General features: G+C 52.3%; 14 protein-coding genes. 13 read left to right on the top strand and 1 reads right to left on the bottom strand.

Annotated features, from left to right (window positions below; all coding sequences use genetic code 11):
- Positions 1 to 85: 85 nt before the first annotated feature.
- The 13 genes from ACJJI6_RS15140 (at position 86) to ACJJI6_RS15080 (ending at position 12,281) form a co-directional block, all read left to right on the top strand.
- Positions 86 to 580, top strand: coding sequence for a 2-thiouracil desulfurase family protein (locus tag ACJJI6_RS15140; RefSeq protein ID WP_445359334.1), 495 nt, complete (start codon positions 86 to 88; stop codon positions 578 to 580).
- Between the two features lie 265 nt (positions 581 to 845).
- On the top strand, positions 846 to 2,669 hold the full coding sequence (locus ACJJI6_RS15135) for an Ig-like domain-containing protein (RefSeq protein ID WP_475711070.1): 1,824 nt from the start codon (positions 846 to 848) through the stop codon (positions 2,667 to 2,669).
- Positions 2,670 to 2,725: 56 nt separating this feature from the next.
- Positions 2,726 to 3,100 carry a 2-thiouracil desulfurase family protein gene (locus tag ACJJI6_RS15130; protein WP_445359337.1) on the top strand — a complete coding sequence of 125 codons (375 nt, stop codon included), beginning with the start codon at positions 2,726 to 2,728 and terminating at the stop codon, positions 3,098 to 3,100.
- A gap of 40 nt (positions 3,101 to 3,140) precedes the next feature.
- Complete coding sequence (locus ACJJI6_RS15125; RefSeq protein WP_413664150.1) at positions 3,141 to 3,506, top strand: cupin domain-containing protein; 366 nt, start codon at positions 3,141 to 3,143, stop codon at positions 3,504 to 3,506.
- 216 nt (positions 3,507 to 3,722) lie between these two features.
- Positions 3,723 to 5,660 carry an acetate--CoA ligase gene (acs, locus tag ACJJI6_RS15120; RefSeq protein WP_475711069.1) on the top strand — a complete coding sequence of 646 codons (1,938 nt, stop codon included), beginning with the start codon at positions 3,723 to 3,725 and terminating at the stop codon, positions 5,658 to 5,660.
- 197 nt (positions 5,661 to 5,857) lie between these two features.
- Complete coding sequence (locus ACJJI6_RS15115) at positions 5,858 to 6,274, top strand: hypothetical protein (protein WP_444906581.1); 417 nt, start codon at positions 5,858 to 5,860, stop codon at positions 6,272 to 6,274.
- 145 nt (positions 6,275 to 6,419) lie between these two features.
- A complete protein-coding gene (locus ACJJI6_RS15110) occupies positions 6,420 to 6,797 on the top strand; it encodes a VOC family protein (protein WP_413664152.1) in 378 nt (125 codons plus the stop codon).
- A 25-nt stretch (positions 6,798 to 6,822) separates the two neighbouring features.
- Positions 6,823 to 7,209 carry a DUF6632 domain-containing protein gene (locus ACJJI6_RS15105; RefSeq protein WP_444906580.1) on the top strand — a complete coding sequence of 129 codons (387 nt, stop codon included), beginning with the start codon at positions 6,823 to 6,825 and terminating at the stop codon, positions 7,207 to 7,209.
- 165 nt (positions 7,210 to 7,374) lie between these two features.
- On the top strand, positions 7,375 to 8,874 hold the full coding sequence (locus ACJJI6_RS15100) for a catalase (RefSeq protein ID WP_475711068.1): 1,500 nt from the start codon (positions 7,375 to 7,377) through the stop codon (positions 8,872 to 8,874).
- A gap of 56 nt (positions 8,875 to 8,930) precedes the next feature.
- Positions 8,931 to 9,401, top strand: a complete 471-nt coding sequence (locus ACJJI6_RS15095) for an ankyrin repeat domain-containing protein (RefSeq protein WP_475711067.1) — start codon at positions 8,931 to 8,933, stop codon at positions 9,399 to 9,401.
- Positions 9,402 to 9,560: 159 nt separating this feature from the next.
- Positions 9,561 to 10,547, top strand: coding sequence for an SrkA family protein kinase (locus tag ACJJI6_RS15090; protein WP_444918853.1), 987 nt, complete (start codon positions 9,561 to 9,563; stop codon positions 10,545 to 10,547).
- A 1-nt stretch (position 10,548) separates the two neighbouring features.
- On the top strand, positions 10,549 to 11,376 hold the full coding sequence (gene cysE, locus ACJJI6_RS15085) for a serine O-acetyltransferase (protein ID WP_413664156.1): 828 nt from the start codon (positions 10,549 to 10,551) through the stop codon (positions 11,374 to 11,376).
- Between the two features lie 92 nt (positions 11,377 to 11,468).
- Positions 11,469 to 12,281, top strand: coding sequence for a GNAT family N-acetyltransferase (locus ACJJI6_RS15080; RefSeq protein ID WP_475711066.1), 813 nt, complete (start codon positions 11,469 to 11,471; stop codon positions 12,279 to 12,281).
- On the opposite strand, the gene epmA is transcribed toward ACJJI6_RS15080, so the two are convergent.
- Complete coding sequence (gene epmA, locus ACJJI6_RS15075; RefSeq protein ID WP_475711065.1) at positions 12,268 to 13,221, bottom strand: EF-P lysine aminoacylase EpmA; 954 nt, start codon at positions 13,219 to 13,221, stop codon at positions 12,268 to 12,270. The two genes, ACJJI6_RS15080 and epmA, sit on opposite strands and share 14 nt — an antisense overlap.
- Positions 13,222 to 13,266 lie beyond the last annotated feature (45 nt).

Below are 13,266 nucleotides of genomic sequence, written 5' to 3'. Positions count from 1 at the left end.
CAGAAAACCTGCGTTGTCCAGTAGCCTAGGCTCAGTTGCGGTAGAGTTCGGCTTCCTATTGTGTCCACTATAGCTTCAGATGTATATGGCCAAAATACTTGTTAGTTCCTGCCTTTTGAACTGCGCCGTGCGCTATGACGGTAGTAGTGTTGAGGCCAATAGCGATGATTTTGAGTGGCTTGTGGATACTCAGGAAATTGTTTCCTTGTGTCCGGAAGTGGCGGCAGGATTGCCTATTCCGAGGGTGCCGGCTGAGATCTGTGGCGCAAATGGAACAGAGGTGTTAGATGGAACTGCCGGGGTTATAGGTAGTGATAGAACAGATCTAACTGAGCAATTTATGCTGGGGGCCAAACTGGCTCTGGAATTATGCAGGAAACACAATATCCAGTATGCAGTGCTTACGGAAAATAGTCCCTCTTGCGGAAGTAACTATATTTACGATGGCAGTTTTTCAGGGACAAAAATAATGGGTTCTGGTGTTGTGTCTGCGCTTCTTCAAAGGATGGGAATAATAGTTTTTAGTCAACATACTGTTGGGCAACTTAGAGAATTGATAAGTGCATCCAGAGCTAACTAAGTTGTTAGTATTAATAAAATTAGATCGGCAAAAAGGGCATTGGTCATAGTTAGGCCCTGTAGGTTGATTAATACCGGCGAAGCCGGTGGCTGCCAGATGTCGGTACGATTAGCGCAGTGTCCCTGAAAATTATCCTTTTGTGACACAGCACCCAGCCTGTTAGGTTTTGTCATTTTTAGGGTCCAGATTGGCAGTGACTGCTGTGGCAATAAACAGGTAAGACTGAATACCCTGTTGGCTATTTAAATGGCTGCAGGAGGCAGTGGTGGAAGGCAAGTTTTTTAAAGCCGATAGCAAGTTTATCAAAGCCGCATTGGTACTGGCGATCAGTTCCGCGTTTTATGGCTGCAGCGGTGGCAGCGGTGGCAGCGGTGGTGGTGGTGAAGATCCTGCGCCTGTGGATACCACTCCGCCGAGCCTGACACTGACTCCCGCCAGCGGGGCCTCTATTGCAGCAACCGGCACCCTACTGCTGGATTTTAGCGAAGCGGTGGCATTGGAGGATGTGTCTCTAAGTGGCGCCATGCAGGAAATGGGAGAGCTCTCTCAAGTCGATCAGGACACCCTGATCTTAACCCCGATAGCGGAGTGGGCAAAGGGACTAGAACTCTCCCTGACAATTGCCGCGCAGGATGCGGCTGGCAACCAGATGGCAGAGGTTGATGTTCACTATACCGTGGATGAAATTGCCCCTTCCGTAGTCAGTGTATCCCCAGCACAGGAGCGTTTGGAGAAGGATGGCGCAATCACGGTACAGTTTTCTGAGTCGATGGATCGCGACAGCCTGCAAATTAGCGGTTTGTTGCTGAATGATGAATACACTCTGACCTGGTCCCAGTCGCGCTTTAATGACGACACCTTGGTGATAGCTCCCAAGAGCCGCTGGCTGTCCGGGGAGAATCGCAGCCTGCACCTTGAAGCCAAAGACCCCGCTGGCCTGGATCTCCCCGCTGAACAGCACAATTTTACTGTGCCATTGTACTTTGAGAATTTTGACAGTGCGCAGGTCGTCATCGGCCAGGATGATTTTTCCAGTACTTTGACCGCCATCAATGCAAAGAATCTTGGCGAGGGCCCCCTGGGTTCCGCTGCCGTTACTGATGAGGGGAAGTTGTTCGTACCCGATTATACAAATAATCGGGTGTTAATTTTTAATTCGGTCCCCACAAGCAATGGAGCGCCGGCCAATGCGGCGCTTAATAAAGATAGTCTTGACGATAGCAGCGGGGGAGAGTTTGGTCGCGGGCCCACAAGCATAAGTTTTGATAGTGGAAAACTTTTAATAAATTACTTGTTTGGTACTCGGGGCCACAGTATTTTTGTTTACGATACTATTCCCGAAGATGGTCGGGCACTGCCTAGTGCCAAACTGCCGCAGGACAGCTGCCAGGGTAACGGCTCCGTATATTCCAGTGCAATGATTGCCGAGGGACGCGTATTCGCGGCCTCGTGGTCTAAAGCTCGAATGGTGGTGTGGGATGACTTGCCCTCAATGGAAGATGCGGCACCGGATTGGCTGCTGGGCCAATCCACACTGGAAAACTGCACCCCTAACGACCGTGAGCAAGATGGCTCGGTTATGCAGCAGCCCAGTGCTCGCACATTGGCTACGCCCGGAGATGTGTGGAGCGATGGAGAAAAGTTAGCCATCACCGACTCGGAAAATAACCGGGTACTTCTGTGGAACTCAATGCCTACTAGTAGCTTTGCTCCGGCGGATATAGTTTTGGGGCAAGCAGATTTTGTCAGTGATGAAAGTCAGCCCCCGAGTCGACAAACCCTGAGTTTGTTAGAGCGGGGTATCTGGTCTAACGGCATTCAGCTTTTTGTGGTGGACGGCGAAAATAACCGAGTGTTGATCTGGAACCAGTGGCCACAGGAAAATTTCGCTCCGGCAGATATTGTCTTGGGGCAGGAAGATTTTGATCGCAGTGCCTTCAACGATAGCAACCAAAATGGGGTTGCTGACGAGGGGGAGTTGCCAAGTGCAGCTACGCTGAAATGGCCCGACGGTATTACCGCTTATGAAGATAAGTTGATTATCAACGACTCGGGTAATAACCGCTTTCTTATTTTCCAATCTCGTTAGTTTTCTCTGTTAAATGTACCGGGCTGATAACCCGGTACAGGCAAACTTAAGTTGATTTGTTTTCTGAGGTTGCAGTCGGACTGCCTGTTCCCAGGGTTCCGGCTGAGATTAGCGGCGGTAGAGGTGCAGAGGTTTTAGCGGGCTCAGCCAAAGTTTTAGGGATAAATAAAGAAGACTTAACTGAGCAATTTATACGGGGAGCTAAACGGGCATTACAGCTATGTCTGCAGCACAATATTAAATACGCAGTACTTACGGAAAATAGCCCATCATGTGGTAGTGATTATATTTACGATGGTATTTTTTCTGGTGCGAAAATAGTTGGTTCTGGCGTTGTGTCTGCACTACGGAGGAGGGAGGGTATACAGGTATTTAACCAGAATATTGTGGGCAGGCTTAGGAAACTTTTGGAAGTATCCAGAGATAACTAAGCTTTCCAGATATATAGTCATATTAAAGGTAGGTATAAAAGTGAATTCTAAAGTTATCAATTTTAAAGAAAAATTGAACCTGTTCTCGGAGCACTGGTCCCCTAAAGTGATTGCCGAGATGAACGATTACCAGTTTAAATTGGTTAAGATCCAGGGTGAATTTACCTGGCATGATCATCCCGATACCGATGAGGTGTTTGTTGTAGTTTCCGGGCATATGCAGATCGAGTTTCGCGATAGTGTTATATCCCTTGGACCTGGTGAGATGACGGTAGTACCAAAGGGTGTGGAGCATAAACCCAGAGCTGAACAGGAATGTGAAGTACTATTGATTGAGCCTAAAGGGGTCGTTAATACGGGCGATGCCGGTGGAGATCTAACTGCGAAAAATGATGTCTGGATCTAAGTGATTGAGCGGTTAATCAACTTTCTTTTACTGTTTGCTTGTCTGATTAACTTGCACCTTTCAGGGCCTGCGTTGGATTGTCTTCGCCCCATGCCAAATTTTGAGATGAGGGGACTGTTTCGCAGCGGCTATGTTATAAAGTGACAAGAATAAAGCTCTAATAAACTCAGATTTCTCTAGGCTAGCCATGCCGCGCTAATAATAAAGGAGAAGATGATGTCTGAAGTGCATACCCGCCCAGTCTCCCCCGGTTTTGCTGCCAATGCGCTTATTAGCGCCGAAGACTACGAGACAATGTACCGCCAGTCGGTAGAGAGCCCAGAGGCGTTCTGGGCACAACAGGCCAAGGACTTTTTGCAATGGGACAAGCCGTTCAGCCAGGTTCTTGAGGAGGATCTGCACAAAGGTCATACCGCCTGGTTCTCCGATGGCCAGTTGAACGTAACCGTAAACTGCATCGATCGGCACCTGGCAAGCCGTGGCGAGCAGACTGCGATTCTGTGGGAGGGAGATGATCCCGCTGATAGTAAGGCAATCAGCTATCAGAGCCTTTATGAAAATGTGTGCCGCTTGGCCAACCTGTTGAAATCCCGGGGAGTTAAAAAGGGAGATCGGGTGTGTATTTATATGCCGATGATCCCGGAGGCGGCCTACGCCATGCTCGCCTGTGCCCGTATCGGCGCTGTGCACTCGGTAGTATTTGGTGGTTTCTCCCCGGTGTCCCTGAAAGACCGTATTCTCGATTCCGATTGTCGCCTGGTGATCACTGCTGATGAAGCGGTTCGCGGCGGTAAGCGAGTACCGCTTAAAGCCAATGTGGATAAAGCGCTGGTGGACTGCCCTAATGTGCATACGGCCATTGTGGTTAAACACAAGGGCACACCGGTAGACTGGGATAGTAAGCGTGATATCTGGTATGGCGAATCCATAGGTGAGATGGAGCCGGACTGCGCGCCTGAAGTGATGGGAGCGGAGGACCCGCTGTTTATCCTTTATACCTCGGGCTCTACCGGTAAACCCAAAGGGGTCCTGCATACCACTGCCGGCTATCTGCTGATGGCCACCATGACCTTCAAATATACCTTTGATTATCGCGAGGGAGAGATTTTCTGGTGTACTGCCGATGTGGGCTGGATCACTGGGCACAGCTATATCGTCTATGGACCATTGTGTGCCGGGGCCACCAGTCTGATGTTTGAGGGCGTGCCCACTTTCCCGGATGCCTCACGCTTCTGGCAGGTTGTGGATAAGCATCAGGTCAATATTTTCTACACCGCGCCGACAGCGATTCGGGCGCTGATGGGCGCTGGTGATGAGTTTGTAAAAGCCACCGAGCGCAGCTCCCTGCGACTTTTAGGCACCGTGGGTGAGCCCATAAACCCGGAGGCCTGGGAGTGGTATTACAGCGTGGTGGGCGATGAGCGCTGCCCGATTGTGGACACCTGGTGGCAGACTGAAACCGGTGCGCAGATGATCACTCCACTGCCCGGTGCCATGGCTCTGAAACCCGGGTCGGCAACTCGGCCCTTCTTTGGGGTACAGCCCGCGCTGCTGGATAGTGAAGGCCGGGAGATTGAAGGGGAAGGCGAGGGCTCCCTGGTGATTAAAAAGAGTTGGCCCTCCATGATTCGGGATGTGTACGGCAATCGCCAGCGAATGCTGGATACTTATTTTTCCGCATTCCCCGGCTATTACTTTACTGGCGATGGTGCCCGCCGCGATAGTGACGGTTATTACTGGATTACAGGGCGCATTGATGATGTGTTAAATGTCTCTGGACACCGCCTGGGAACAGCTGAGATTGAGAGCGCCCTGGTACTGCACAATGATACGGCGGAGGCAGCGGTGGTAGGTTATCCCCACGATATCAAAGGGCAGGGAATCTATGCCTTTGTAATGCTCAAATCTGGCCATAAGCCCAGTGATGAGCTGAAGGCTGAATTAATTGAGCTCTGCCGCAAGGAGATAGGGCCAATTGCCAAGCCTGACTTTATCCAATGGGCGCCTGCACTGCCAAAAACCCGTTCCGGCAAAATCATGCGGCGTATCCTGAGGAAGATTGCCTGCAATGAGCTGGATAACCTGGGAGACGTTTCTACTCTTGCCGATCCCACTGTGGTTGACGCATTGATTGATCACCGCGAAAATCGCTGACCATAGGTTTGGCGCGTGAAGGCTTTATTGGCCGGGCATAGCCCGGCCTTTTCATTGGGGCAGGAGGTTAAATTCCTCCCCGGTTTTTGCGCCATTTTCAGCTAAATAGACAAGTAAATGCCTGCTGCTTTGCACAGTTAGTAACCCTCTAACTCCGGATATTGTTTTAAGGGTATTTACAGTTAAGGAGATTCCGTTTGGAACAGGGACAGTACCTCTGCGATCACTACCGCTTCGCCGCCGATCAGCGCCTCAAGGTTTTTAATTTTTTTGTTGTGTTAACCATGTTTGTTGAGGGCGGAATTTTCACTGCCATGGAGAAAGACTTCCACCCTCTAATCCTGGCGTTGCTGGGAGGGTTTGTGGTCATACTGGTAACCGTATTTTGGCTGATGGACATTCGCAGCCGCCAGCTTCTCAAGCTTGCAGTTCCGGCACTGAAAACCCTGGAAATGGGATTCCCGGAGGAAGCGAGAATTTTTTCCAACGATGCCATTCGCCGAGGTGACTTGGCCCGTTACACTTTCGCTTTCAGGGTTTTGTTGGTGGGGCAGCTGTTCTTTGGTCTGGGCGTCGCTTCTTACGGTATTTATCACTGGTATATCTCCCCCTAATCCCAACCTTCAGTGGCGGGTATGATTGCATGAAGTGAACCACCTGCCACAACCTCCTCTTGGTCTCGTACGTTTAAAAGTCGGCGTGACTCCCCTCGCTAGGCTATCTTGCAGAAGTATCCGCTTCCCTCCCGAGGTTTATACGATGCTTGATCATATTCGCCTTTATGTGCACAGCTATGAACGCAGTAAGGACTTCTATCAGCAGGCACTGATGCCACTGGGATACCAGTTGGTGATGGAGTTTGACGATTGGGCGGGCTTTGGTTGGGCGGATAAAGCGGAACTCTGGATTCGTGGAGGGACCAGCACCACTCCACAATTGCATATCGCCTTTCGCGCTGAAGAGCGGCAGGTGGTCAGGGAGTTCTATCGCTTGGCCCTGGAGGCCGGGGGTAAAGACAATGGCGCACCGGCTGTCTACGAACAATATCACCCGGATTATTACGCCGCCTACGTACTTGATCCCGATGGACATAACCTGGAAGTGGTGTGTCATTTACCAGGGGACTTACAGGAATAAGTCGATCGAGATTTGGGAGTAATTTATGAACGAGGCAACTCGAGCAAAATACCTGCCAATAGCGCTGGTCGTTGTAGGAGTGCTTTTTATTCTGGCGATTTACCCGATGATGATGTGGATTTGGCCGGAAGGGTGGGGCTGGACTCCGCGGCAGCCAGAATACGAGCAAATGATTATCGGTATTTATGTCACCTTGGGGGTGTTTTTAATACGCGCTGCAAAAAATCCCGCCGCAAATGCCAGTTTAATTTGGTTCACTATATGGTCCAGCCTTGTACACGCCGTCATTATGTTGGTGCAGGCATTGGTGGATAAAACAGAGCGAATCAATTTGATGGGAGATATTCCCGCACTTTTTTTGATTGCCGCTGTGCTTTGGTACCTTATGCCCAGGCGAAAAAAATCTGATTGAGCATTTACTTTATTTTGACTTGCTAAAAAATCTGAATTGCTCTTTCTGACTCACCGTTATTGATCCCTGCTATAAGAGCGATAACAAGGTCTAATTTCCCGCTTATTGTTCTCCCCTATAAGCTCTACTCCTGTAATAGAGATGGCAGTAGAGATAAATAATCCCATGAAATACTTACCCTTATTTGCATTAACTATCGGTCTGATAGGCGGTGCCAATGCAGAGACATTGACTCGCGATAATGGCGCCCCTGTCGGAGACAACCAGAACGCACAAACCGCCGGAGAAAATGGCGGTAATTTGCTGCAAGATGTTCAACTGATTCAAAAATTGCAGCGTTTTGCCCGTGAACGTATTCCCGAGCGTGTAGTTCATGCTCGTGGAACTGGTGTTCACGGTGAATTTGTTGCGACGGCTGACCTCAGTGATTTAACCCGCGCAGCGGTGTTTGAGCGCGGTAGTAAAACGCCAGTGTTTGTGCGTTTTTCAACAGTAATTCACTCAAAAGGTTCCCCGGAAACCCTGCGCGATCCCCGTGGATTTGCCACCAAGTTTTATACGGAAGAAGGCAATTGGGATTTAGTGGGTAACAACCTGCCGGTATTTTTTATCCGCGACGCGATTAAATTCCCGGATATGGTTCACTCCCTAAAGCCCTCCCCGGTGACTAATCAACAGGACCCCAACCGTTTCTTTGATTTCTTTAGCCATGTGCCGGAATCCACCCATATGCTGAGCTGGGTCTATTCCGATTACGGTACACCGGCTAACCTGCGCCAGATGGATGGCTGGGGTGTTCACGCCTATAAATTTATCAATGACAAGGGTGAAGTGAACTATGTGAAATTCCACTGGAAAACCCGTCAGGGCATTAAGAACCTGACTGCGGAAGAGGCAGCAGAAATTCAGAGCAAGGACTTCAGCCACGCAACTCGCGATATGTATGCCGCGATTGAAAAAGGCGAATATCCGCAGTGGGATCTGTTTATTAAAGTACTGAAGCCCTCACAGCTGAGCAGCTTCAATTACAACCCCCTGGACGCCACCAAAATGTGGTTGGACGTGAAGGAAACCAAAGTTGGCACCATGACACTCAATCGTGTGCCCACAAATTTCTTCCAGGAAACTGAGCAATCCGCATTTGCGCCAGCCAATATTGTGCCGGGTATTGAGCCTTCGGAAGACCGCCTGCTGCAGGGTCGCGTGTTCTCATACTCCGATACGCAAATGTATCGTCTGGGGGCCAACCACCAGCAATTGCCTATCAACCGTCCCCGTGTTGCCGTAAATAACTGGAACCAGGATGGGGCGGGTAATTACAGCCAACAGACTTCAGATGTGAACTATCAGCCGAGCCGTATCGATACGCGCACCGAGGACCCCAAAGGTATTTATAGCAACAAGGCGTTGAATGGCAGCACCCAGCAAAAGGCCATTGAAAAGAAACTGCCTTTTGCCCAGGCGGGTGCTTTCTACCGCAGCCTGAGTCCTGAAGAGCGCCAGAATCTGATCGAAAACCTCGCTGGTGATCTGGGTAAAGTGAGTGATGAAAACACTAAGCACATTATGCTGAGCCACTTCTATCGAGCGGACAAGGACTACGGACAGCGCTTAACCAAAGCGGCTGGTGGCGATCTGGATCGCGTGAAAAAACTGGCCCGGTAATTTTTACCCAGGTGCGGGCGACCTCTGTCGCCCGCTAAATTTATACAGGTGAAATTATGAGATCATTTTTATTCGCACTACTCTTTCTCACCCTGGGGGTTCAGGCAGGGGAGCCGGAAAAAACGGAATCTGATTTTACCGAACTCTCTCAGTATTATTTTGCCGCAGCCAGGATTGGTGATACCGAGGTGCTGCGTGAATTTTCGCAAGCGGGTTTCCCCCTGGATGTACGCAACCCGAAAGGTTACACAGCACTGATGATTGCCACTTACAACGGCAACGGGGAAGCTGTGGATTACCTGTTGCAGAGAGGTGCAGATGCCTGTGCCCAGGATCGCCGTGGCAATACTGCCCTGATGGCAGCGATTTTTCGCGGTGAGTTTGCCCTTGCACGAACCCTGCTAAAGCAGGATTGCGATTCGCAGCAGGTGAATAAGGCCGGCCACTCCGCCGAGGATTTTGCCGAAGTCTTTGGTCGTGACCGAATGGTTCAGCTATTGCAGCAACAGCGGGCAAATGGCGACTAAGGCAGTTTTTTGTGCGGTTGGCATTGGATGGTGTCACCGCTCCTATCCTGCGTGAAATCCTCTTGAGATGGCCGCTTTAGCTTGCGGCACATTTCTCAGTTTGTCCCCGCCCCCGCGACCGCGTTAGCATAGCCAGCTGCAATCCAGTTGGTACCCACTATGACCTCGAATCATCATCCCTATGAAGCCCTCACGCCGGACGTGGTGATCGACTGTGTTGAGACTACCGGACTGATTTCTGATGCGCGTATTTTCCCTCTAAACAGTTATGAAAACCGCGTCTATCAGGTGGGTATTGAAGATGCCGAGCCGTTGATTGCCAAGTTCTATCGCCCGGGGCGCTGGAGTGATGAGCAGATAATGGAGGAGCACCAGTTCACTCTGGAGCTGGCAGAGGCCGAAATTCCTGTGGTGGCACCGATACAGTTTGATGGGCGCACCCTGATGGAGTCCGCTGGATTCCGTTTTGCGCTTTTCCCCCGGCGGGGCGGTCGCCAGTTGGAGCTGGATAACTTTGATCACCTGGAGCAGGTGGGGACCATGTTGGGTCGTATTCATGCGGCCGGCAGCGCCAAACCTTTCAGCTATCGCCCATCCCTCACTTTGCAGCGATTCGCAATCGATAGCCGGGAATTTATTCTGAATGGAGATTTCCTGCCACGTGAGAACCGCGAGGCCTACGCTTCCGTCACTGGCCACATTATCGAACAGATAGCCCCGCTGTTTGAGCGGGACTGGGATATGCTGCGCTTGCACGGTGATTGTCACAGTGGCAACTTCCTGTGGCGGGATGAGACTCCCTGGTTTGTGGACTTGGACGACTGCCTGATGGGGCCGGCGATCCAGGATATCTGGATGTTGATTTCCGGCAATCGCGCAGAGCAAACCGCTTACCTGGATGCAGTGTTGGAAGGCTATGAAACCTTCTATAGTTTTGATCCCCAGCAGTTGCAGCTGGTGGAGCCTCTGCGCTGCCTGCGGCAGATGCACCACGCCGCCTGGTTGGCGCGACGCTGGCAGGACCCGGCTTTTCCCCAGGCGTTTCCCTGGTTTAATACTGCCCGTTACTGGGCAGAGCATATACTGGCATTGCGCGAGCAGCAGTCTGCGCTGCTGGAGCCCCCGTTGACCCTGGGGGCTGTGTAACATGGAGAAAGCAATAATGGATGCGACATGCACCGAGGCTGAGGCGGATCTGATCTGGGAGAAGATTCGTATAGAGGTGGCGCAGCAGGTAGAGCGGGAGCCGATCCTGGCCAGCTTTCTACACGCGACCATCCTGAACCACAATTCCCTGGAGGCGGCGCTCAGCTTTCACCTAGCCAACAAGCTGGACAATGCGGTGGCACCGGCGCTGTTAATTCGCGAGGTTATCGATGAGGCGCTACAGGCTGACCCTTCCATAGGGCATGCGGCGCGAGCGGATTTGAACGCAATTTACCTGCGGGATTCCGCCTGCCACTCCCTGCACGAGCCCTTCCTGTACTTTAAGGGCTTTCACGCCTTGCAGGTTCACCGTGTGGCCCACTGGCTGTGGCAGCAGCAGCGCCGCTCCCTGGCTATGTTCTTACAGCACCGTGTCTCTGTCGTATTCAGTGTGGATATTCACCCGGCTGCGCGTATGGGTGACGGTATATTGCTGGATCACGCGACCGGTATCGTTATAGGTGAAACGGCTGTAGTGGAAAACAATGTTTCCATCATGCAGTCCGTTACACTGGGCGGCACTGGCAAAGAGAGCGGGGACCGCCACCCGAAAATCCGCCACGGGGTTTTAATCGGTGCGGGCAGCAAGGTGCTGGGCAATATTGAAATTGGCGAGTGCGCCCAAATTGCTTCCGGAAGTGTGGTCCTTAAAACGGTACCGGCAAAGGTGTTAGTGGCCGGAGTGCCGGCAAAAGTTGTCGGGGCAGCCACCTGTGCTGAACCGGCATTATCCATGGACCAGTGTGCCCTGTCGCAAGTACAGAAGTAAGGCTTGTCGCTCCGTGGCGAACACAGGCTGCGGGGCTAGGATCACTGGGGAAATGATGCAACGGCACTGTTCTTGGCACTATCCTTTGACCCATGAAATATAGTCTCAGCGCTAAAAATCTTACCTGCCGAAATTTGGAGGCTTATGCGGATTACCGCGCGAGCCTGGTAACTCCGGATTGCACCAAGGAAATTACAGGTATTGTCCGCAGTGATAGCGGCCTGCCTTCCATTGGGCTCAATCAGGTGATTTCCAATATGGTAATGCCGCCGCGCATTATTCAGCGTTTTGCGCTGGATTATTTTGCCGAGCGGCACAGCCCCTTCACCCTTTGGCACAGTGCCTCCAAACCCCTGGACAATGACGCTTTGGATGAGCTTGGGCTAAAGCGGCGCCAGTCCCAGGTAGCTATGGCCGCTGAGATACCCCGACTCAGCGCTGCCGAGGTTCCGGTAGTGGAACAGTTGGCCATTAGTGCGGTGAAAAAAGAGGCCTTGCTTGATTACGGCGCGGTGCAGGCAGCGGCGGCAGGGGAGCTGGAGGGGGCACAGTTGGCGCACTTCTATCAGGGCCTGCAGGAAATCCCCGAGCAGCGGCGCGGGCGACTGAAATTATTTCTCGCTAAGCTGGATGGTGTGCCGGTGGCCGCCGGTTGCCTGTTTGCGGCAGCGGATGCACTGGGGCTCTATGACCTGGTGACACTTCCGGATTACCGGGGTCGCGGGATTGGTCGGGCCCTGTTCAAGCATCTGCTAACCGCTGCCCAGGGTAGCCACCATAAAAATCTTGTGGCTTTAGTGCCGGCGGATCGTCAGCAGCTACTGCTCGATAGTGGCTTTTTTGCAGTTGGCGAGGTTGCCCGCTATCAATATACTCCGGCGCCGGCGGCCGCTAAGCCCGACTGAAAGGGAAGGCGATAACTTCATCAATCGATTGGTAACCGGCTTTTAACATCAGCAATCGGTCGACTCCCAGTGCGACCCCGGCGCACTCGGGCATGCCTTGATCTAGGGCCGCAACCAGACGCTCTTCAAAGGGGTGTACAGGGCGCTGGTTAGCACGGCGGTATTCCAGATCCTTTTCAAAGCGGCGCTGCTGCTCCGTGCTGTCGGTCAGCTCCCAATAGCCATTGGCCAGTTCCAATCCACCCACATAGGCTTCGAAGCGCCTGGCTACGGGGGTCCCCTGTTCGTCCGCCACCACTTTTGCCAGTGCCGCTTGCTCTGCGGGGAAGTCGTAGAGCAGGGTGATGCCCTCCCTCATGGTGGGTTCCAGGCGGTGGCTCATCAGCAGGTCCAAGCACTCACTGCGTTCACGGGGTGCAAAAGACAATTCCATTTCCCGCTTAACGCAGGAAATCAGCTCGGCTTCGCTGGCACTGTGGGGGTCCAGTTGCAGCTCCCGCAAAAACAATTCCCGGTAACTGAGGGACTGAACCTGGTCCGTCGCCAAAATACCGCAGAGCAGCTTGGCGACCTCCTCCATCAGTTGGTGATCGTCCCAACCGCAGCGGTACCACTCCAACATGGTGAACTCGGGGTTGTGTCGACCGCCGGATTCGCCCTGGCGAAAAGCCTTACCCAAGTAGTAGCAATCTCCGAATCCTGCGGCGAGTAAACGCTTTAAACCAAATTCCGGGCTGGTGGCCAGGTAGGCGCTTTCGCCCCGGCATTCGGTGGTGATGGACTCGATATGGGGGTCGCTGGTGGCGCGCTGGGATAGCACCGGAACTTCGGCTTCTACAACATTTCGCTCAGCAAAAAATGTGCGTATTTCAGCGAGTAGCGCAGCGCGTTGGCGCAGGGCTGCAATAGTGGCGGTGGGGCGCCAGGTATCTGTGCTCATGAGGGGTAGCTCTGGAGGTGAGCGGCCGTAGGCCGCTCGAGGGGA

Source organism: Microbulbifer maximicatervae (SeqCode) (assembly GCF_056232625.1).
Note: the sequence above shows the minus strand (reverse complement) of the source record. Positions and strands in the feature narration are given on the sequence as shown.